The organism is Vibrio sp. KUL70, from assembly GCF_059725515.1.
Map to the genome: position 1 here is coordinate 1,001,497 of NZ_AP045835.1, position 21,702 is coordinate 1,023,198.

General features: G+C 44.7%; 21 protein-coding genes. 10 read left to right on the forward strand and 11 right to left on the reverse strand.

All coding sequences use genetic code 11. The features are described 5' to 3' along the window. Window positions 1–3: 3 nt before the first annotated feature. The 3 genes from AC6I7V_RS18490 to AC6I7V_RS18500 form a co-directional block, all read right to left on the reverse strand. A complete protein-coding gene (locus tag AC6I7V_RS18490) occupies window positions 4–2,016 on the reverse strand; it encodes a protein-disulfide reductase DsbD family protein (RefSeq protein WP_498012373.1) in 2,013 nt (670 codons plus the stop codon). 142 nt (window positions 2,017–2,158) lie between these two features. Next, on the reverse strand, window positions 2,159–2,548 hold the full coding sequence (locus tag AC6I7V_RS18495; protein WP_498011840.1) for a hypothetical protein: 390 nt from the start codon (window positions 2,546–2,548) through the stop codon (window positions 2,159–2,161). Window positions 2,549–2,809: 261 nt separating this feature from the next. After that, window positions 2,810–3,058, reverse strand: a complete 249-nt coding sequence (locus tag AC6I7V_RS18500) for a hypothetical protein (RefSeq protein WP_255232068.1) — start codon at window positions 3,056–3,058, stop codon at window positions 2,810–2,812. A 232-nt stretch (window positions 3,059–3,290) separates the two neighbouring features. Here AC6I7V_RS18500 and AC6I7V_RS18505 point away from each other — a divergent pair, with 232 nt between their 5' ends. The 5 genes from AC6I7V_RS18505 (at window position 3,291) to dbpA (ending at window position 9,184) form a co-directional block, all read left to right on the forward strand. Then, window positions 3,291–4,895: a mechanosensitive ion channel family protein gene (locus AC6I7V_RS18505; protein ID WP_498011841.1), complete on the forward strand. Its 1,605-nt coding sequence runs from the start codon at window positions 3,291–3,293 to the stop codon at window positions 4,893–4,895. A 142-nt stretch (window positions 4,896–5,037) separates the two neighbouring features. Continuing rightward, complete coding sequence (locus tag AC6I7V_RS18510) at window positions 5,038–5,865, forward strand: recombinase A (protein WP_498011842.1); 828 nt, start codon at window positions 5,038–5,040, stop codon at window positions 5,863–5,865. Window positions 5,866–5,944: 79 nt separating this feature from the next. Beyond that, window positions 5,945–6,532, forward strand: a complete 588-nt coding sequence (locus tag AC6I7V_RS18515; RefSeq protein WP_498011843.1) for a hypothetical protein — start codon at window positions 5,945–5,947, stop codon at window positions 6,530–6,532. A 140-nt stretch (window positions 6,533–6,672) separates the two neighbouring features. Then, on the forward strand, window positions 6,673–7,581 hold the full coding sequence (locus tag AC6I7V_RS18520; RefSeq protein WP_498011844.1) for an aldo/keto reductase: 909 nt from the start codon (window positions 6,673–6,675) through the stop codon (window positions 7,579–7,581). 223 nt (window positions 7,582–7,804) lie between these two features. Beyond that, the gene (dbpA, locus tag AC6I7V_RS18525) at window positions 7,805–9,184 is read left to right on the forward strand and encodes an ATP-dependent RNA helicase DbpA (protein WP_255232063.1); all 1,380 of its coding nucleotides are present in this window, start codon (window positions 7,805–7,807) and stop codon (window positions 9,182–9,184) included. Between the two features lie 73 nt (window positions 9,185–9,257). Here the strand turns inward: dbpA and AC6I7V_RS18530 are convergent, their stop codons facing one another. Continuing rightward, complete coding sequence (locus tag AC6I7V_RS18530; RefSeq protein ID WP_032550409.1) at window positions 9,258–9,431, reverse strand: hypothetical protein; 174 nt, start codon at window positions 9,429–9,431, stop codon at window positions 9,258–9,260. A gap of 246 nt (window positions 9,432–9,677) precedes the next feature. Between AC6I7V_RS18530 and AC6I7V_RS18535 the strand changes: the two genes are divergently transcribed. Next, window positions 9,678–10,517: a DUF6279 family lipoprotein gene (locus tag AC6I7V_RS18535; protein WP_498011845.1), complete on the forward strand. Its 840-nt coding sequence runs from the start codon at window positions 9,678–9,680 to the stop codon at window positions 10,515–10,517. Window positions 10,518–10,707: 190 nt separating this feature from the next. On the opposite strand, the gene AC6I7V_RS18540 is transcribed toward AC6I7V_RS18535, so the two are convergent. The 3 genes from AC6I7V_RS18540 to AC6I7V_RS18550 all read right to left on the reverse strand — a co-directional run bounded on the left by AC6I7V_RS18540 (window position 10,708) and on the right by AC6I7V_RS18550 (window position 14,102). Beyond that, window positions 10,708–11,100, reverse strand: a complete 393-nt coding sequence (locus tag AC6I7V_RS18540; RefSeq protein ID WP_498011846.1) for a PPC domain-containing DNA-binding protein — start codon at window positions 11,098–11,100, stop codon at window positions 10,708–10,710. Window positions 11,101–11,173: 73 nt separating this feature from the next. Next, a complete protein-coding gene (locus AC6I7V_RS18545) occupies window positions 11,174–12,367 on the reverse strand; it encodes a DEAD/DEAH box helicase (protein WP_498011847.1) in 1,194 nt (397 codons plus the stop codon). Between the two features lie 112 nt (window positions 12,368–12,479). Then, complete coding sequence (locus AC6I7V_RS18550; RefSeq protein ID WP_255232059.1) at window positions 12,480–14,102, reverse strand: NAD(P)/FAD-dependent oxidoreductase; 1,623 nt, start codon at window positions 14,100–14,102, stop codon at window positions 12,480–12,482. 239 nt (window positions 14,103–14,341) lie between these two features. On the opposite strand from AC6I7V_RS18550, the gene fdxA reads away from it, so the two are divergent. Beyond that, window positions 14,342–14,665, forward strand: a complete 324-nt coding sequence (gene fdxA / locus AC6I7V_RS18555; protein ID WP_239839702.1) for a ferredoxin FdxA — start codon at window positions 14,342–14,344, stop codon at window positions 14,663–14,665. Between the two features lie 88 nt (window positions 14,666–14,753). Here fdxA and AC6I7V_RS18560 read toward each other — a convergent pair whose 3' ends face one another. From AC6I7V_RS18560 to AC6I7V_RS18570, 3 genes are all read right to left on the reverse strand, one after another. Next, window positions 14,754–15,488 (reverse strand): RNA methyltransferase, encoded by a 735-nt coding sequence (locus tag AC6I7V_RS18560; protein ID WP_255232058.1) that lies wholly within the window; start codon window positions 15,486–15,488, stop codon window positions 14,754–14,756. A gap of 164 nt (window positions 15,489–15,652) precedes the next feature. Further along, window positions 15,653–16,645: an aldo/keto reductase gene (locus AC6I7V_RS18565; RefSeq protein ID WP_498012374.1), complete on the reverse strand. Its 993-nt coding sequence runs from the start codon at window positions 16,643–16,645 to the stop codon at window positions 15,653–15,655. A gap of 353 nt (window positions 16,646–16,998) precedes the next feature. Then, window positions 16,999–17,139 (reverse strand): hypothetical protein, encoded by a 141-nt coding sequence (locus AC6I7V_RS18570; RefSeq protein ID WP_255232056.1) that lies wholly within the window; start codon window positions 17,137–17,139, stop codon window positions 16,999–17,001. A gap of 348 nt (window positions 17,140–17,487) precedes the next feature. On the opposite strand from AC6I7V_RS18570, the gene pepT reads away from it, so the two are divergent. Together pepT and AC6I7V_RS18580 are read left to right on the forward strand one after the other, a co-directional pair. Continuing rightward, window positions 17,488–18,720, forward strand: coding sequence for a peptidase T (gene pepT / locus AC6I7V_RS18575; protein ID WP_498011848.1), 1,233 nt, complete (start codon window positions 17,488–17,490; stop codon window positions 18,718–18,720). Between the two features lie 177 nt (window positions 18,721–18,897). Next, window positions 18,898–19,752 (forward strand): mechanosensitive ion channel family protein, encoded by an 855-nt coding sequence (locus AC6I7V_RS18580; protein WP_498011849.1) that lies wholly within the window; start codon window positions 18,898–18,900, stop codon window positions 19,750–19,752. Window positions 19,753–19,854: 102 nt separating this feature from the next. Here AC6I7V_RS18580 and AC6I7V_RS18585 read toward each other — a convergent pair whose 3' ends face one another. After that, window positions 19,855–20,298, reverse strand: a complete 444-nt coding sequence (locus tag AC6I7V_RS18585; protein ID WP_255232053.1) for a dCMP deaminase family protein — start codon at window positions 20,296–20,298, stop codon at window positions 19,855–19,857. A gap of 260 nt (window positions 20,299–20,558) precedes the next feature. On the opposite strand from AC6I7V_RS18585, the gene AC6I7V_RS18590 reads away from it, so the two are divergent. Then, window positions 20,559–21,698, forward strand: a complete 1,140-nt coding sequence (locus tag AC6I7V_RS18590; RefSeq protein WP_498011850.1) for an efflux RND transporter periplasmic adaptor subunit — start codon at window positions 20,559–20,561, stop codon at window positions 21,696–21,698. Window positions 21,699–21,702 lie beyond the last annotated feature (4 nt).

The following is a 21,702-nucleotide window of genomic DNA, read 5'->3' on the forward strand; positions in this document are numbered from 1 at the left end:
TGATTACCTCGCAGTGTTAATCGCTTGAACCACAGTATCCCCATTCAAAATAACTGGCAGTGGTATACCTGTTGGAACCTTCGGTCCATATACAATATTGAATGGAACGCCGTAACGCCCATTGCTTTGTAAGTATCCCGTCACACTTTCGCTTGGTGTGGTCCAGTCTCCTTTCATTAATACTATGTTTGGTTGCTGTAGGTGAGGGTAGACAGGGTCTTGTAAAATCACGCCGACTTTATTGGCCTTACAGGTGATACACCAATCAGCTGTGACATCAACAAACACGGTTTTCCCTTGAGCGACTAGCTTTGGAATCTGCTTAGCATCCAGTGGCTGCCAAGCAAGATCGTCAACAATAGGTGTTCTCCAGTGTTCAGCCGTCACGCTTCCGGCAATCAAGCCGACGCCAGACAGTATGGTCGTGATCGCAATTAAGGGCACCATTACTTTGCGTCCGAGCTTAATTCCTACCCAGATCAGCACTGCGATGAAAATAGTCGTGCAGAGCACAATGGTCGGAAACAACCCGATAAATGGCTTGAGCAGACTTGCTAACCAAAGACTGGTCATAAACATCATTAAGCCAAACAGAAGCTTGACGTGATTCATCCAATTGCCCGGTTTTGGCAGCAACTTGGTTAGGCTTGGGAACAGCGCGAACAGTAGCCACGGAGAACTCATACCCAAGCCCAAGGCTAAGAAGATTGCCCACAGTTCAATGTAGCTCGCACCAAGCGCATAAGCGACGGCAGTTCCTAAAAACGGCGCACTACAAGGTGTCGCTAACAAGGTCGCAAACATGCCTTGCACAAAGTGACCGAAATGCGAGTTGTCCCCTTGGGTCGCCATCCAAGTGTTCATGCGCGATGGCAGTCTGACTTCGAATAAGCCGAGTAGATTGAGTGAGAACAACAATGTAATCGTCAGCATCAAAGCGATAAACCAAACACTCTGGAACTGAATACCCCAACCAACGGCATTGCCCCCCAGTTTGAGTAGCGTCATTCCAGTGGCGAGAATCGCAAATGATGTGATGACGCCTGAAGCCGATGCGATAAAGGATAGTCGGATGTGCTTGTTAGGCGCACCTTGGTTCTGGACAATGCTATTGAGCTTCATGCCAAGCACGGGCAGAACACAAGGCATAATATTAAGAATCAAGCCCCCAATCAGCGCAAAGCCGACCATAACCCAGAAGCCCTGAATGGTATTTTCATACACTATAGGTTGGGCTCCCACGCGAGCTGACAACTCTTCTGCGAAGCTGGTATCTGCAACGGTTACGTTAACAATTCGCTCAGTTAGGTCGACTTCGCCTAACCAGTTAGAAACATCAAACACTGCGGTTAGAGTGTTGTCTGTTATGTACACAGCAGGTTGAGCGAAGAAATCATCAATGACAGACTCACCGTCAATCAAGACTTGTGGCTTATCCCAAGCTTGATCGTTGTCGAGTTGAACAACTAGCTGCTGATTGGCTTTGTCCCAGAAAAGTTGTTCGTTAGATACGTGATAAGCAGATTTAGGTGAGCGACTCATGCCTTGGTTAAACAAGAACATGGCTTGCTCATCAAGTGCGAGTGATTGACCATCTATTGGCAACTCGATCGCATAGTCGTGAAGTACACAAATGGTCGTGCACGATGGGAACGTCAGGTTGGCACGAAACAGCGCAGGTAGATTCGGATCTTTTAGCGCCAGTGTTACAGGGAAGCTGACGTGCTTTTTATACCCGAGCGTCATCACGCCTAATTGTTCGTAATATTTCGGAATCGGCCAATGCCATTCGACAGACTCAATATTGCTGGACTCTGACCAGTCCCAACTTGGCGGAATACCACCCTCACCAGGGCTACGCCAATAGGTTTTCCAGTCTCCAGACAGTTCGACATCGAGGACGGTTTGAATGATTTTGCCGTCATTAGATTGTTCACCTGTCGACATCATCCGCATTTTTACGGGTGGATGCTCAGGTGCGCTTATCCAGCCTGTGCTTTGAGCAGAAGCCAGCATAGGCAGCAGTACTAACAACGTAGTCAGAAATTTTACGCATGTACGAGTGAGGGTTGCTAAACGTGCAGCAACGCTATGGGTTCGTGTGTTGTACACAAATGTATCTCCAAAAAGTAAATAAAAAGGGTGAGAGGCCCTCTATCTACTCTCTAAATATACAGTGCTCTAAATGAATACGGTTTTTAACTGTTCTTGCAGTTCGATCATGATTCGCTGGGATTCGAGATGATCTTGGCGCACTAACGAGTGCAATAACAAGTAAGAAAGTGAGGGGCAGAACCCAGCCAGTCAGTGGCGCTGAAAAAGAAGGTAGGCTTTTGGACTGACTACAACTGCTCTTATCGGGAGAAGTTAAAGACTTAGAAGCCTCAGGTCCAAATACATTGTTGAACAGCGACTGCATCTCTGAGGTGGATTCAACAGATGACGGAGCTTGAGCTGAATCAGCCATTGAAAGTACAGGCTTAGAGAATGATTTACCTTGAGATAGACCAAACGCCAAGCAAGTCATGATGACTAACCCGGTTAGCATTAAAGCCCAAAGGGAGCGCTGCTGGGTTTGATGATAGTTAGGTAAAACAGACAGAGGAGAGTCCTGCACATTATAAAATTGAGTGAACAAGGGTAGTGAATAAATGAACACTCGACAAGTCATAATCGTGTTTAACGCGTAGAACAAATGTAACAAGTTGAATGGATAGGGTATTTGACTGAAAAAACGATGGTTTTGAAGAGAGAATTTATCGAGGGGGGATAGAAAAGCCAACCCTTAGGCTGGCTCTAAACGTTTAATTTAGTGAGCTCGGCGTGGTCCGTTGCGCACTAAATCTTTGCCCGTTTCGTAGACATCATCAGTGATCCAGCGAGCAAACAGAACTTGGTGGCTGCTGTTGAACGCAGCAACGAAGTGACGACCGTCAGAGTTGTTAGTTGCCATACCTACGCCTTCAACACCTTCTAGGCCCAGACCGCCAGATTCTACGTCGATTAGAAACTTCTCTAGCTCTTCCAAAGAATCAATAATTTCAAGTTCGTTGTTCATCTTCATTACTCGTTATTTTACTGTTTAGCGACTTCTATTATAGCTTGTCATAGAGTCACGTTTTTTTGCTGGGCGCTACTCTACAGATCATCTGCTTAGATTGAAACTCTCAAATTATTGAACTCTCTAGTAATTCTGAATGATATTTGAATTAATTCCATTTAAATAATTGTTATCTATGTTCTTTTCACTACTCTTAAAAGTGGTTTTCGATCTTTATTAGAGGTTAAGGATGATAATTTTTTGGCGATATCTATTGTTGGTGCTGGCTCTGGTAACGTCTGTGAGTTTTGCAGAAAGCATCGAGAAAATATCAGAAACTCAAGACCAGTTAATGGTGGAGTTAACGGAACTGCAGTCTGCTCATGAGGCAGAGAAGCCGTTTTTAGAAGATATATTGAGACGCAAGAACCAGGCATTACGTGATGAACTTTTTAGTCAGTTGTCTTCGGATAACAAAGAGTTGGTGGACAAGGTTCTTGGGCAGCAAGTGGCGATGCTGGAGCAACTGCTCGAAATGAATGAAGCCAAGATCGTAACTTTGAGTAAGCAGAATCGAACCACAGAGGGCGAGGAGAAAAAGAGTATAGAATTAGTCGTTCAGAAGCGTATCGGAATGATGGATGACTACTATCGTCAACTCGCCAAAACACTGACTTGGTCGAGCGAGCGTGGAATTGATGTAACGGCGTCGAAAGAGAAGTTGAAAAACGCGCTCATTGTTCGGTCTGAATATCTAACCAATGCTATTTTGTACACGGATACGCAACGCCAAGATTTGGAAAAACGTCTTGGATTCGTTAGCGCGGACGAGAAGACAACTATCAATAGCGAGCTAGAGCGATTTAGTGAGCGGACTAGTGTGATGGTGGCGAGTCTCGAAGAAACCATCTCGCTCATGGAACCTTATGGGGTCGATGTTACGTCGTTCAAACGAGTACTATTAGCGACGACCGGTGATATTAACGCGGATGTGTTGGAATGGAGTGTTGCTCGTGAATTGCTAGAAGGTTGGGTAAGAAACTTTGGTTCATGGGCGTTTGAGAATACTCCATCGTTTGTGGTGAAGCTTGCGCTGTTCTTGGGGATTCTTTACGCGACGAGTTTACTTGCCAAGTTAGCTAGAAAAACAGTGAGAAAGAGCGTCTCTCACTCAAAGATGGACTTCAGTGTCTTGATGCAAGATTTCTTTGTCTCAATCGCGTCCAAAGCGGTTGTCTTCATTGGCTTGCTGATTGCGCTATCTCAAATTGGTATCGAACTTGCCCCCTTGTTAACCGGTTTTGGTGTTGCAGGTGTGATTATCGGCTTTGCATTGCAAGACACACTCTCTAACTTCGCTTCTGGGTTGATGATTCTTATCTATCGCCCTTATGACGTCGGCGATATGGTGAAAGTGGCCGGAGTGCAAGGCACAGTAAAAGACATGAGCCTAGTGTCGACCACAGTTCAGACCATTGATAATCAGCGCTTAGTGATTCCGAATAATAAAATTTGGGGTGATGTGATCAATAACATCACAGCAGAACGTGTGCGTCGTGTAGATATGGTCTTCGGGATTGGCTATTCCGATGATATCGATAAAGCGAAATCGGTGTTGAATGACATCATCATCAATCACCCTAAAGTACTGAAAAAACCAGAGCATATGATCAAATTGCATACACTCAACACCTCATCAGTGGATTTTGTAGTTAGACCTTGGGTAAAAACCGACGACTACTGGGATGTGTACTGGGATGTGACAGAAACTGTCAAGAAACGATTCGATGAGGAAGGCATTACCATTCCATTCCCTCAACGCGATGTGCATATTTATAATCATGAGCAGAGCTAGATCGAGCGGTTGAAAATGAAAATCACCATAGGCGCCTAAGTTGGCGTCTATTTTTTTGATTGTGAGTGCCAGACGATAAATGACTGTTAGGCCAAAAACTTCGGTATGATAGCCGTAGATTGAATCAGTAAAGAACGGCGACATGGACAATTCAGAGCAAAAACCTCGAATCAGAAAAGCGACACGCATTGAGAGTGTCATGAACTCTGCGATGTGGCATCTTACTCAGAGAGACATGACAGAGCATGAGCTTGTCTCAAAGTTGAAGGTTAAAACGGATAATCAAGAGTGGATCGACGAAGTGCTTCAAAGGCTGCGTAACTTTGGGTATCTGAAATCAAATCAAGACTTCGCTCAGCAGTTTGTTGAGCAGTCGTTTTTCGGTGAATTCGGCTCAGCCTACATTGTTGAAAAGCTAAAGAAGAAAGGACTGAAAGACTCCGATATTTACGATGCGATCAATAAGGTTAAGAGTGACAAGAATATTGACGAACAATCGCTACTCAATGATCGAATCAACAATTACTACAGTGACTTCAACATGAGCCGTGAGAAGCTAGTATCGACTTTGCAAAAGCGTGGATTTAGCTATCAACAAGTTAAGATCGCCATCGACCAACACCCGAATAGCTCGAACCTGAAAACCAACATTCAGATAAAGGCGGAAAAGGCGGATTTGGAAAAGGAGGTGTTGAAGTATGCTCGTAAAGGCAAAGGTCTAACAGCGATTAAGCAAGAACTTAAGCAGCGTCAAATAGATACTAGTGGCATCACCGAACTTGTCGACAGGCTGGTCAATGAGGATCAGTTAGATTTCTATTCGAGCTGTTTAGAACAACTGCAAAAGAAATCCTATGATGTGAGTGATCATAAAGAGAGAGCCAAGGCATACGCTATGCTCACTCGTAAAGGTTTCTCTTCTGATGAGATTAAGTTTGCATTGGCTGAAGCCGAAGGAGCGAACGAATAGCGTTGTGCTTCTCTGTGTTTAGTACATAGTTAACCCTTAGCAACGTATAATTGGGGGAATCTTAGATAAGGAGTTCTCCGTGAAACTCATTTCAATTTTTTGTCTCTCTTTCTCACTTCTCTATAGTCATGTAACACTGGCTGGTGAGTCCTGGTGGTTTCGAACTGTATTTAATAGTGACCCTAGCGCTCCAGACGCAACAAGCTTGATGCACGATGCTGAGTTGTTTGATTGTGGTGAAGTCGAGGGGACTTTGTTGTGCAGTGATGAGACGAACTACTATGATCTAAAAGTATTCGTTGAACTTGAGTTGATGGAAGGAAAGGTCTTTTCTACCAGACTCTCTTTCCCTAAGACTCAGCTAAATGATACCAAGGCGCAACTTTATTTGCGTAAAGATGGTTTACAACTTAAGTCCGCCACCATCGACGGTGTTACCTTCGATGTGTTGAAGGAGCTTGAGCTGGCCCATGAGCAAGGAAATAGTCCACACAGTGTCGATCACGCATTGGTGACGTTCCTTAACGTCGCGCCATCATCGAATTCGATGTTAGACAACAAATCCATGATTTGGTATTGGCCGGGCAATGCATCGGCGGTTGTGATGATGAGCCATCGAGATCAAGAGATCGTCATCGAACTCACAAAAAGCAGGCTTAAGCGATAAACAGTTCTATCGCTTTTTAACGAAGTTTTTGTAACAAGCTCACATTTTTGTAGTGGGTCATATCGGCAAAGTCTTTATTAATTTGAGGCTATAATTAAATAAGCATAGGATACGGTTATTACTGATATAGGAGATAACCTATGGTTACAAAAGTAACAATTGCGCCACAAGGTCCAGACTTTTCTGAGCTGGTTCAAGGATATTGGCGTTTGGCCGAATGGGGCATGACTCCACAGCAGCGTCTTACCTTCCTTAAGCAGCATATCGATCTCGGAATAACAACGGTTGACCATGCAGACATTTATGGTGGTTACCAGTGTGAGAAGTTGTTCGGTGAAGCGCTGGCTTTAGACCCAAGCGTGCGTGAACAAATTCAGATCGTCACTAAATGCGACATTAATTTGTGTGGAGGCCATACTCCCGATCGTAAGATCAATCACTACGACACCAGTGCTCAGCATATTTATCAGTCAGTGAACAACTCTTTGGAGCGTCTAGGCGTTGATGAAATTGATGTCCTTCTTATCCATAGACCCGATGTACTGATGGATGCCGATGAAGTGGCAGAAGCGTTCAACGAGCTTTATAAAATTGGTAAAGTGAAACACTTTGGAGTGTCTAATTTCACCCCTCGTCAGTTCGAGCTTTTGCAATCGCGCCTTGGTAAGCACTTGGTGACCAATCAGGTAGAGATCAATCCACTTAACTTCGAAGTGGCTCATGACGGTACACTCGATCAACTTCAGATGAACCGTGTTCGTCCAATGGCTTGGTCTTGCCTTGCTGGTGGTGAACTGTTTACAGGTAAGAGCGAGCAAGCAGTTCGAGTTCGGAATGAACTGGAAGCAATTCGCAAAGAGGTTGGTGCAGCAAGTATCGATCAAGTGATTTATGCGTGGGTTCGTCGCCTACCATCAAAACCACTACCTATTATCGGCTCAGGAAAAATTGAGCGTGTCCAAACGGCGATTGATGCGTTGAGCATCGAATTGACAAGAGAACAGTGGTATCGAGTTTGGGTAGCATCGAAAGGTCACGGTGTGCCATAGACTGAAACTGACGTCGTATACTAAGCCAGCGCTCAAAGCTGGCTTTTTCGTTACTTTTTAGTATCCAGAAGCGCGATAAGCTTTATGGAAGGGGGAGGGTGCTAGAATTTAAGTACGTTCACCCTCTTTATTGGCCAGTAAATTAACAACGGCTACTATTGAGTGGAATATTTTCTCAAAACACTCATAATGCACTCTGTTTTTCATTAGCTGGAATTGTCCTGTGACCACTGCAAAATTCTCTTCAATTGCCCTAAAACCAGAACTTATTCAAACTCTGGATTCGTTGGGGTATACCGAAATGACACCGATCCAAGCACTGAGCTTGCCTTCTATTCTTGGTGGTAAAGATGTCATCGGCCAAGGTAAAACGGGTTCAGGCAAAACCGCCGCCTTTGGTTTAGGTGTGCTACAAAACCTTCGTGTTAAGCGTTTCCGTGTTCAATCACTGGTGCTATGCCCAACACGTGAATTGGCTGATCAAGTGGCGAAAGAGATTCGCACACTGGCTCGTGGTATCCATAACATCAAAGTACTGACGCTTTGTGGTGGTATGCCAATGGGACCTCAAATTGGCTCTCTGGAGCATGGTGCTCACATTCTTGTCGGTACACCTGGTCGTATTCTTGATCACCTTGAGCGTGGTCGTATCGATCTATCTGAGCTGAATACCTTGGTTCTAGATGAAGCTGATCGCATGTTAGAAATGGGTTTCCAAGATGCAATTGACGCAGTGATTGATGCAGCGCCGAAACAGCGTCAAACCTTACTCTTTAGTGCGACGTTCCCAAAACAGATCAAGTCTATTGCTGATCGTATTATGAATAACCCTGAGATGGTGAAAGTCGAGTCGACACACGATCATTCAAGCATTCAGCAACATTTCTATAAATTAGAGGGTACAGAAGCGCGTGACGATGCTCTCGAGTTATTGTTACTTCATCATCAGCCAGAGTCAGCGGTTGTATTTTGTAACACTAAGAAAGAAGTTCAGAACGTAACAGATGAACTAGCACATCGCGGTTTCAGTGTGATTGAGCTACATGGTGACATGGAGCAGCGTGAACGTGATCAAGCACTGGTTCAATTCTCAAACAAGAGTATCTCGATCTTAGTGGCAACAGACGTCGCAGCTCGTGGTCTGGATGTCGATAACCTAGACGCGGTGTTCAACTTCGAATTGTCACGCGACCCTGAAGTACACGTACACCGTATTGGGCGTACTGGCCGTGCAGGTAGTAAGGGTGTTGCTTGTAGCTTCTTCAGTGAGAAAGAGATGTATCGTGTTGCTCAAATCGACGAGTACATGGATATGCCGATTGAGCCATCTGATCTGCCAGCTAAGCCAGTCGCGAAGCCATACTACTCAAACATGGTGACGATTCAGATCGACGGCGGTAAAAAAGCGAAGTTACGTGCAGGCGATATCTTGGGTGCATTGACAGGTCAAGGTGGTATCGAAGGTAAGTCGGTCGGTAAGATTAACCTTTTCCCAATGCGTGCCTATGTTGCAGTTGAAAAGTCAGTAGCAAAGAAAGCGTTACGTAAGATTGAATCTGGAAAGATGAAGGGAAGACAGTTCCGAGCTCGAATCCTCAAGTAATTCGAACGCCATAGTATTGTAACGCCTTAACGGCACTTTGGTTCAAAGTGCCGTTAAGACTCTCCACATAGCTCTATTCATCTGGGCGGATTGAATAGAGATCGTTGATATGCTTACCTTCACCAAGATACCAATTCATAGCTTCCTGACGATTGTTCGCTAATATCCTTACTGTGGTTATTTTTCCATCTTCAAAATAGCAAAGCTCATATTCTATTTCGCTCGAATAATGAGGAATAGCGGCCATAGATTGCCTCCCAAATACTGACCTTCGAGATTTTATGCAAATAACGTACCTTTTTGTACACTTGATTGCTTATCTATTAGTCAATAAATTACGAAAATCATCACTGCCAACGATTAATTTTATTTTAAGCATTTACCCAAATAGAGCACTTGGCAAGTACATCTCTTAATTTCTTTATAAATCAGGCTAAATGGGGCACAACAATCTAAACTGTCTGTGAGTAAACGTTACGAACAGAGGGGTTGTATGAAAGTTCATCGATATTTAGCGGTTATATTGGCAAGCCTTGCCACATTTGGGTGTGCCACTAAATTTGCCTACAACAATATTGATTGGTTCATTATCTCGTATATTGAAGACCTCGTCCCTTTAAGCTCCGCTCAGGAATCAGAGTTAGAGAGTCGCCTACAAGACTTACAGCAGTGGCACAAGTCTACTCAGCTTCCTTTGTATATTCAGCAACTCAATAATATTCAGCAACAAAGACGGCAATCAATCACCGCTGATTTTATTCAACAACAAGGCAACGAAATTAGAACGCATATTCGAGCTATCGTGACTGAGTTTTCGCCAGACCTGTATGCACTAAGCTTGCAGCTGTCATCGGAACAAGACCAAGAGTTTTTGAAAAACTTTAAAGCGAAGCAACAGGAATATTATGATGAGCGTTTATCCTTGGATGATAAAGCGGCTCGCGAGTTTTATTCCGAACGATTAAGAAAGAGGATGAAGCGCTGGCTCGGAGATATAAACTCAGAGCAAGATACCATCATTAAAAATTGGGCTAACGAGTGGGTAAATACAAATCCTGATTGGCACCAATATCAGAAGAATACTTATCAAGCACTATCAGAACTCGTCGAGAAAAAAGTCGATTTACCATTTGTTCAGGTGACAATCATGCAATTGCTGCTGAACAATGAATCTTATTACCCGGACACATTACCTGAAAAATTGAAGAAGAATAGTGCCATTTCAGCGAAGTATTTAATGCTCATTGCACAATCAAGTAACGACACTCAATGGCAATATTTTATGGATGAACTGAGTACATTAAAGTCCACTCTAATCGACTTACAGAAGTAGTTTGGTGCCCGTGACTGAATAGTCAAAAGCATGAATGAAGGGCTAGCTCACTTGGTTTGCCAATAGTTTTGATACAGCGGTTTTGCTGGTTTTTGAGATCTTCTGCATTAAAGCGAAATCGGGGTTGGTAATACCCTGGGCAGAAGAAGACGGCATAATGGTTCCTGATGAAAATGGTTTAGTAACGATTTTATTTGATGACAAGTTCGGTATAACCGGTCGACTCATCATGTTCACGGGTAAATGCGAGTTCAGGGTGTGTGTGTAAGACAAGTTCAGCCGTGGTAGCGATAAGTGTGCCTTCTAGCAGGTGCCCGCCGATGACCTTTCCTTGCTCGTCTGCTACTGAGATATGAATGTGCTGGTGGTTGGGCGTTAGAGTTCCCATTACCGAAACTATCTCAAATGGCGCGTCAATTTGTAGAGTTTGGTCAGCGTTGGCGAGTCGAAGGCTGATGGCTGAGACACAACCGACACAAGAGGCGATGGTACCTGCTGATATTTGGTGTTGGTTAACCAATTCTTGAATCGACAGTTTGAGGTCTTGGCCTCGGGTTAGCCTAACTGCTATTGGAGTGATCATAGTGTTTCCTTAAATCAACGCTAGAAGGAAAAACAGAAGCGAAGCCAAATGACTTCGCTTCTTACTGATTGCGTTACTTCTGTTGTTCTCTTTTGTGTTTAGGCACGAAGTTTAATACAGAAATCGGCACAGGCTTACGCGGCTCAAAGCCTTCAATCACGCGGCGCTCAATCAAATGACCGAGGCGCTTTTCAATGATACATAGGTTCTTGAAATCATCTTTTGATAAGAATGAGATCGCTTCACCTGAAGCATCTGCACGGCCAGTACGACCAATGCGGTGTACATAGTCATCCGCTGGGAACGGCAGGTCGTAGTTGACTACGCGAGTCAGGTTGTCGATATCGATACCACGAGCAGCTACACCAGTTGCTACAAGGAACTTTACTTTCCCTTTTTTGAAGTCAGCTAGGACTTTCTCGCGAATCGCTTGGCTGCGACCACTATGGAAAGACTCAGCGTGGATACCGCGCTTCTCCAACTGAGAAACTAACTTGGCTGCACCATGTTTGGTCTCAATGAAGATCAGTACTTGTTCCCAGTTTCCTTCTTGGATCATATGGCTTAGGAGTGCTGATTTACGGTCTTTATCAACAGTAACTAACCACTGCTCAATGTTGGCCTTCGATGCGGCATGCTTAGCAATTGAGATCTCTTCCGCTTCTTGAATAGCACTCTTAGCAAGATCTCTAACTGGGTTCGATAGAGTAGCCGAGAACAGCAAGTTTTGTACGTCTTGAGGAAGACGTGCGATGATCTTGTTGATGTCTTCAATGAAGCCCATGTCTAGCATGCGGTCTGCTTCATCAAGAACTAACACTTCTACTTCTTCAAAGTACACCGCTTTTTGACCGTACATATCGATCAAACGACCTGGCGTCGCAACCAAAATATCGACACCTTCAATGAGGCGCTCTTTCTGATGCTTGTACTCAACACCACCGTACATTGCCAATGAGGTTAGGTTAAGGTGCTTCGCATACTTTTTGATGTTGCGATCAACCTGAACGGCTAGCTCACGAGTTGGCGCTAAGATCACAGCACGAATGCGTTTTTTACGCTGAGTCGTCCCTTTGCTTAACATCTCCAAAATCGGCAACACGAAGCTCGCGGTTTTACCAGTACCGGTTTGTGCTGCGGCGATAAGGTTACGACCAGAAAGAACAATAGGAATTGCTTTTTCTTGGATAGATGTCGGTTTATCGTAGCCGAGTGCATTAACGGCTTTAACAATTGGGGAGCTTAATCCAAGTTTGGAAAATGGCATAGGAGCCTCTGTATTTATGAAAGTAGAGTCATGGAACGACTCTATTTTAACTGAATCTAGAAAAATAAAAGGGCTCATTGAGCCCTTTTCAGCGAATTGGTTAATAGGGAGACTAAGCGTTGTCTTTAGATGCCTGATCAACCATAGATAAAGCCAATGCTTCTGCAGCCTTAATACCATCAATACCCGCTGACAAGATACCGCCTGCGTAACCGGCACCTTCACCAGCAGGGTAGAAGCCTTTCAGGTTGATGCTTTGGTAATCTTTACCACGCTTGATGCAAACAGGCGAAGATGTACGAGTCTCAACACCTGTTAGTAGACCATCTGCACTCGCAAAGCCTTTGATCTTCTTATCGAACGCTGGGATTGCTTCACGAATTGCTTCGATTGCGAAATCAGGCAACGCTTTAGAGATATCTGTCAGGTGAATACCCGGCGTGAATGATGGTTGAACATCACCTAACTCACTCGGATCGCGACCTTTCAGGAAGTCACCAATTTTCTGTGCTGGGGCATCGTAGTTTTCACCACCTAGTACGTATGCGCCAGTTTCCAATTCACGTTGGAAGCGGATACCTGCCAGTGGGTCACCTGGGTAATCACGATCTGGGTCGATACCAACAACGATAGCGCTGTTCGCGTTACGCTCGGCGCGTGAGTATTGGCTCATGCCGTTAGTTACAACGCGACCTTCTTCAGAAGTTGCGGCAACCACAGTACCGCCTGGACACATACAGAAGCTGTAAACGGTACGACCATTCTTACAGTGGTGAACCAGTTTGTAGTCCGCAGCGCCAAGGATTGGGTTACCTGCATTTGGACCGAAACGCGCTTCATCAATCATTGATTGTTTGTGCTCGATACGGAAACCAACAGAGAATGGCTTCGCTTCCATGTAGACACCGCGCTCGTGCAGCATTTCGAATGTATCGCGAGCACTGTGGCCTACCGCTAGGATAACGTGGCGAGATTTGATCTCTTCGCCGTTAGATAGCGTCAGACCTGTGATTTGGCCATCTTCCATGTGGATGTCGTCAACACGTGTACTGAAGCGAATTTCGCCACCAAGTTCGATGATTTTCGCACGCATTTTTTCGATCATGGTCACCAGTTTAAAAGTACCGATGTGCGGCTTACTTACGTATAGGATCTCTTCAGGTGCGCCAGCAGCAACAAACTCTTCGATAACTTTACGACCGTAGTGTTTTGGATCTTTTACTTGGCTGTATAGCTTACCGTCAGAGAATGTACCTGCACCACCTTCACCAAACTGTACGTTTGATTCTGTGTTGAGAGTACGTTTACGCCAGAAACCGAAGGTATCTTTAGTTCGTTCACGAACTTCTTTACCACGCTCAACAACGATAGGCTTGAAGCCGCTTTGCGCTAGGATAAGCGCTGAGAATAGGCCACACGGACCGAAACCGATAACGACAGGGCGTTCAGTTAGATTTTCAGGCGCTTGTGCAACAAACTTGTAAGCCATGTCAGGCGTTACTTTCACGTGAGGGTCGCTCACAAACTCTTCGAGTAGCGCTTCTTCGTTTTCTACAGCGACATCGAGAGTGTAGATAAGAAGGATCTTTGTTTTCTTACGAGCATCGTAGCCACGTTTAAAGATATTAAAAGAGATAACCTGATCAGCAGTGATACCCAGTTTCGCTTCAATTGCGTCTTGGATCTCGTGCTCTTCATGGTCGAGTGGAAGTTTAATTTCGGTTAAACGTATCATGTATAGATGTCTCGTTTTTATAGGTGTCTTAGCTTGGCATTGCGGATCTCATCATAGTTGTTGAGAGAGTGCTTCGCTCACAATGGCGCGCATTTTACGAGAAATTGAATTCTCTGTCATAATAAATTGAAAGCAGAAGCGAATTAGAGATGATATTCCCTTGCGATGATATTGAATTTTGTCTTGGGATGAGTATTATCCCCATTCCTCAATTTTGACTAACTTAAGAGCAGAGCATCATGGCATTTGTCGTCGGCGATAACTGTATCCAATGTAAATACACTGACTGTGTGGCGGTTTGTCCCGCAGACGCATTTCATGAAGGCCCAAACTTCATGGTCATCAATCCAATTGAGTGTATTGACTGTGGCCTATGTGTGCCGGAATGTGATGCCCAAGCGATCTACCAAGAGGACGAAGTGCCAGAAGATCAGCAAATCTACATTGAGTTGAATGCAGAATTAGCCGAGCTGTGGCCTGTGCAGACGGAAGTGAAGCCTGCAATGGATGAAGCTGAGAAGTGGAATGGTGTACCTGATAAACTAGGTATGTTAGAGAAATAGAAAACAGAATGATTTAGAGGGTTGGTATGAAAATGCCAACCCTTTTTACTATCTCATGATACGAGATACGAGACGTCGTTGAGTTAAGTTAACTGTGCTGACGACGCATGTTGTCGAGAATGATCCCGGTCGCCATCGCTACATTAAGAGACTCTGCACCACCAAAAGCTGGAATCGTGATCTTGTCTGTCACGAATTGAGCCGCTTTTTCACGAATGCCGTGAGATTCGCTACCCATCAATAGGATACCGTTAGCTGAAAACTCAGTGCGGTGTACACTCTCACCTTCAAGAAATGCGCCGTATACCGGTAGGTTCGCTTGTTCCAAGTAGCTTGGTAGATCGGTTTGACTCACTTGCACACGACCAAAACTCCCCATTGTTGCACTGATGGTTTTTGGGTTGTAAGGATCAGCACAATCGCTGCTCGCCACAATGTGTTTAATGCCGTACCAGTCAGCAACACGAATGATGGTGCCAAGGTTGCCCGGGTCAGAGACACCATCAAGTGCGATCATCAGCCCGTTTGCTTTTGGAAGTTCGAATGATGGAATCTCAACAACTGCAATAGCGGCATTGTTGCTCACCAATGTGCTGGCTTTCGTTAGCTCATCTAGGGAAGCTTCAACGCAATCGAACTCTCTCAGTGCTGCTTGGTTTTGTGACAGAAATTCGGCTGTGGCAAAAACGTTCTTTACCACTAGATCGCTGTCGATTAGCTCAAGCACATTCTTTTCTCCTTGAACAAGGAACAAGCCGTGTGCTTTACGTTGCTTCTTTTGACCTAAGGCGCGAAGGAGTTTTAATTGGTTTTTTGAAATCATGTTTTTATCCTAGATATAAGCCCGCGCATTATAGAGCAAAGGTTAGGGAACACAAAGTGGGAGAGTGAAATGCTCGCGAGATTAAAAAGAAAAGTGCACCTCTCGATGCACTTTCGGTTTCATTTTAGCTTTGTTGTCACCACGTAGGGTGACGTGACCGCGAATTAGTAAGGTACTGGGTAGCGTCTAAATACGGTGTTGATATCAGCTAACACTTCTTCCGACAGAGGCTTACTGAACGCCGCCACGTTCTCTTTCAACTGGTCTAGATTCGTTGCACCGATAATCGTCGATGTAACACCATCAACTTGGTTACACCATGCTAGAGCAAGTTGGCTTGGAGTAAAGCCATGGGTCTTCGCCACTTCCACGTACTCTTTCACTGCCGAGTTAGCGATTTCAGTGTCACGGAAAATGCCTTTACGCTGCATGTATGTCCAACGACTGCCCGCAGGGCGCGCTCCATCAATGTACTTACCACTCAGCATACCTGCTGCCAGTGGTGACCATGGTAGGTAAGCGACGTCTTCATGAACACAGTTTTCAATCAAATATGGCCAATCTTTTGCGTGCAGTAAGCTGAACTCATTTTGAATCGACACCATGCGTGGTAGGTCGTGTTTTTCACTCAACTTGAGATAGGTATTAATCCCCCAAGTTGTGTCGTCAGACAGACCGCAGTGACGAATCTTTCCTGCTTTAATGCAGCTTGCTAGTGCCTGAAGGATCTCTAGCATTTGGTTTTCGTGTTCTTGGCGATCAATATCACTAAACGAAATGTGACCTGGGAAGTGCTTACCGAAATGCGGTGTTGCGCGGTTTGGCCAGTGTAGTTGGTAGAGGTCGATATAATCGGTGTTGAGTCGCTTCAATGACGCATCGACAGCGGCAATTACCGCTTCTCCAGTAATAGGACCGCCACCACGGACCCAAGGCAGGCCTGCACCGGCGATCTTGGTTGCGATGATCAATTCACTACGGCGCTGAGGGTTGCGTGATAACCAGTCGCCGATAATCTCTTCTGTTTTGCCATAAGTCTCTGGAGACGGCGGGACCGCATACATTTCAGCGGTATCGATAAAGTTAATCCTTTGGCTAAGTGCATACTCGATCTGTTGGTCGGCTTGCAGTTGCGTATTTTGCAGGCCCCATGTCATGCTCCCAAGACAGATGCGGGAAACTGGAATTTGGCTGCTTCCTAACTTTGAATATTCCATTGATTGCTGGATTCCTATTGTTATACGTCCACCGCAGATGAGAATTTTGACGAAGAATAAATTGCGAGTGGCGTGAGTTGGAATACAAAGTAGTAACATAAAAAAACACGTTCGGGTACGGTTTTTAACAATGTTTAGAGTGGTTGAATGAAGCGTAAGAGGGGACAAGTCTACGCGATTGAATTTAGAGAAAAGCTATTTGAATCAAGGCAAAAGGTTGAGAAACTAACGCCCTGCATGGATAAGTCAGGGCGTGATACGGATCTAAGTGAATGAGTAGTTTTTAGACTGCTTTAGTCCTCTGTACTCATGCCACCTTGTTGTTGAACCTGTCTTAAAGCTTCCAGTCTTTGAGATTCTTTGTCTGTCGATGCCGTATTAACTTGTTCCTCAGTCGCTTGAGGAGCAAAAACATAGTACTTATTGATAGTCATAATCGAACCCTCATGTAACGTATGACATAGTTTGCTTGAAGGATAAACTGTGATCATCATCCGTCTTGTTCTTTTTTTAGGCTGAGAGCGGAGGGCGTAGAATACGAACAAAACGACCGTTTATCATCCTCTTGCAATAAGTAACTGACGAAACCCTCTGGTTTAGAGTATAGGGTACTCAGTTCATTTCGCAGAAAAATGATTTGGAGCAAATCGCATATCCCTTAGAGGCGTAAGATGAGCGTTCATGCATCAACAGTTTCAAGACAATTTTTCTCAAGTCTTAGTCTACCTGAATCCCAATCATGTTGATGAATCAATTCAATAAAACCGCGGCGAGCACAAGTTATGGAACAGTTAGTTGAACGTTTTCTAAAGTACGTGACCTACGATACTCAATCTAATCCTTCGAATGCACAGTGCCCAAGCTCCAGTGGTCAAATGACCTTTGCAGAGGTGTTAAAGGAAGAGCTGATTGCACTAGGGCTGAGTGATGTTAGCTTAGACAGTAACGGTTACTTGATGGCAAAACTACCGTCTAATGTTGACCATCAAGTACCTGCGATTGGTTTTGTAGCGCATATGGATACCGCACCTGATGCATCGGGTGCCAATGTAGCTCCACAATTAATACGTGACTATCAAGGTGGTGTGGTACAACTTGGTAGTAATGGCGAGTGTTTAGACCCAGAGCAGTACTCAGACCTCAACAAATTGCACGGTCACGATCTCATTACGACTGACGGTACGACGTTGCTTGGTGCCGACAATAAAGCAGGTATTGCTGAGATCATTACAGCGATTGCTTACCTAAAAGCGAATCCTGAATTGGAACATGGTGACATTTGCATTGGCTTCACACCTGATGAAGAGATCGGTCGTGGTGCAAACTTGTTCAATGTAGAAAAGTTTGGTGCTGAGTGGGCTTACACCATTGATGGTGGTCCCGTAGGCGAGCTGGAGTTTGAGAACTTTAACGCGTCAAGTGCGGATGTTATCTGTCATGGCGTTAACGTTCACCCAGGCACAGCGAAAGGAAAGATGGTCAATGCGATGAACATCGCAGCGCAATTTCAATTGATGATGCCAGCGGAAGAGACACCGGAATGCACCGAAGGTTATGAAGGTTTCTATCACCTCAAATCTGCGGAGATGGGTGTCGCGCGCTCAGAGTTAGGCTACATTATTCGTGACTTTGAGCGCGAGGGCGTAGAGCAACGTAAAGCCTTCATGCAACAAAAAGTTGCTGAGCTAAATAGTCGTTTAGAGAAGGGTAGCGTAGAGCTTGTGCTAACCGATAGCTATTTCAACATGAAAGAGATGGTTGAGCCGCATCAGCATATTATTGAATTAGCAAAACAGGCGATGATCACTTGTGACGTTGAGCCGATGATAAAACCAATTCGTGGCGGTACGGATGGTGCAAGGCTCTCATTTATGGGTTTGCCATGCCCGAATATTTTCACTGGCGGTTACAACTTCCATGGTATTCACGAGTTCATTACGGTTCAGGGTATGGAGCTCGCTGTTAAAGTGATTGTAGAGTTGTCTCAAAATACCGCGGCTCAATATCAAAAATAGAATAAGAATGACGGCTTTATCTCTTTGGTTGTGATTTGGTTTGAAACTTTTGGCGAGTTTATTACTTCGGCAAAAATAAAATGATAGCCTAAAAGGCGCTGTGTCTTATGAACAAAAACGCTCAGATAATGGGCGTTTTTATTAGCTTAAGTCATCATCATTCCAAAGGAAGTTGTAATGGAAAAAATGTGGCAAGTGGTCGATTTTTTGTTATCACACAAAGGCCTGTTCAGTGCATTAATTATCGCTGTTGTTTTAATTATTCGTCGAATAACGCTATCTCAAATCAGAGGTGACGTTGCTTTTCTCTCTGAAAATCAGCGTAACTGGATGTCTCGCACAAAGAATGGCACTTTTACCCTGCTAGTGGTTATCTTGTTTATTCTTTGGCAGTCGGAAATCAGTGAGTTCGCGTTGTCATTAACTGCGATTGCGGTGGCAATTGTTGTGGCATCGAAAGAGATTATTCTCTGTTTTACCGGTTCAATCCAGAGGGCAAGTTCGCGCTCTTTTCGAATTGGTGATTGGATCGAAGTAGGCAAAATCAGTGGTCAGGTGATTGAACACAATATGATGGCAACCGTGATTCAGGAAATTGACCTGCACCACGGACAATATCAATATACGGGCAAAACAGCCACGCTACCTAACAGTATGTTTTTTACTTATCCAGTAAAGAACCTCAACTTTATGAAGCGCTATGTTTATCACGACTTTTCTATTGTGGTGAAAGATTTTGTCAACTTGTACCCCTTGTTTCCGGGACTGCTCAAACAGATTGAAGCGCACAGTGAGCACTTTTTTGAAGTTGCACGCCGTTACAATGCTGTAATTGAACGTCATGCTGGGGTAGATCTTCCGGGGCCTGAGCCACATATTCATGTCTCGAGTGGAGCCACGGGAGAACAAGTCGTGCATTTCATTATTTTCTGTCCGACAGAACAAGCCTCCCATATAGAGCAGGAGATTCGTCGTGACTTCATGGAAAGCTATGCTCAAGCGTTTCCAGAAAAGCCTCTGCTTAATGAATAATAAAAAGCCCTCCAATAATTGGTGTCCAACTATTGGAGGGCTGTTCAATCATCGGCTTGTTAATATTGGTGAGTAACCTGAATCATTAAACTCTGTTCTGAGTTAATTGAGTTCTTCTACCGGCAACCAATCTACTTGTACGCCGGCCTGTTCAAACATATCTTGGCTAACTTTAATCTTGTCGCCCCAACGTGACAAAAAGTCTTCACTTTGAGCTGGGCAATGAACGGCAGCAATACCTGTTTGGATGATCTTCGCTGCACAGTTGGGACACGGGAAGTGTGTCACCCAAATTTCACATCCGTCTAGATCTCGCTTGGCGAACAGAATTGCGTTCTCTTCAGCGTGTAGTGTCTTCAGGTATTTCATCTCACGTGCATCGGTGTCAGCACTATCGGAGACACCATGTGGGTACCCATTAAAGCCAACAGAAACAATGCGGTTGTGCTTGGTGATTACGGCACCTACTTGAGTCGAAGGATCCTTGCTCCATGAGCCGACCAATTCGGCCATTTGGTAAAAACGCTTAGCCCATTTTGAAATCATGTACATTACCTTAACGATCAATAAGAGATATTTTAGATATGAAGAGTCATCATGTTAGACAATATCTCGGCAGACTAAAAGTATAAGCCTAAGATTTTCAGGGAAAATGTAGCGTAATTGTAAGCTATTTATGCGCATCTGGTTGCAATTTACATGTTGAAACATTTTGACCGGTGATAATTGATATTCCTCGGACAATGGTCGCAATTGTGTTACGTAGATTTTATACTGTTCTATTTTTAACTAACGATGGTATACCAATGCGTAAAAAGCTACTCCTGACCGCTCTGGCCAGCTCTATGATCCTTGTCGGCTGTGGGCAAGATGCCCAAAACGCCCAACAAGCGCCTTTACCTCTCGTAGCTGTACAGGATGTTAATGTTATTCCTCACCAACAAAGCAAGTCTTATATTGGTCGTATTGAAGCCGTAGAAGACACAGCGATTACAGCTCAGGTCTCAGGCTACCTTCAAAACCGTCATTTCAAAGAAGGGCAAATGGTTGAGAAAGGTCAGTTGCTCTACACCATCGAGCCTTCCTCTTTTGAAGCACAAGTAGCTAGTGCGAAAGCCTCGGTAGCACAAGCGAATGCTAACCTTAAAAAAGCTGAACTCGACTTCAACCGCGGTAAAAACCTGCTTCCGAAAGGCAGTATTTCTCAATCTGAATTCGATGCTCTTACTGCTACGCTTTTGGGTGCTCAGGCACAGCTTGAAGCGAGTAAAGCTCAGTTGAACTCAGCGAATGTTCAGCTTTCTCATACCCGCATTGAAGCGCCGTTTGCAGGCCGTATCAGCGACAGCAAAGTGAGCACCGGCGATCTCGTATCTCCATCTTCTGGCGTATTGACTACGTTGGTAAGTCTAGACCCAGTACATGCATCGTTTAGCATTAGCGAACGTGAACGCTTGGCGTTGGGTATGGACCGTATTGAAGGTGATGGCAGCAGTGATAGTGACCGTGTTGAAGTGCAAATTATTCTTGAGAATGGTGAGGCGTTTGAGCACTTAGGCAAGCTAGATTTCTTAGGTAACCGTATTAACCTTAATACCGGGACTATCGCGATGCGTGCGATTGCCGATAACCCGAATCAGCAACTTTTGCCGGGACAACATGTGCGTGTCAACCTTCGTGACAAGCAAGAGATCGACGTCGTGACTATTCCGCGCCGCGCTGTTCAGACTGACCTTGAAGGTGACTTTGTGATGGTGCTTGTTGAAGGCGAGGGTGCGCCAGTGGCAGAGCGTCGTAATATCGATATGGGTCGTCAGGTTGAAGGCGGCGTGATTGTGCATTCTGGTCTTGAAACGGGCGATGCGATCATCACGCAAGGTCTACAGCGCGTAAGAAATGGAATGCCAGTGAGTATTCAGACTTCAGCTTCTGAGAAAACAGAGTAAGGGA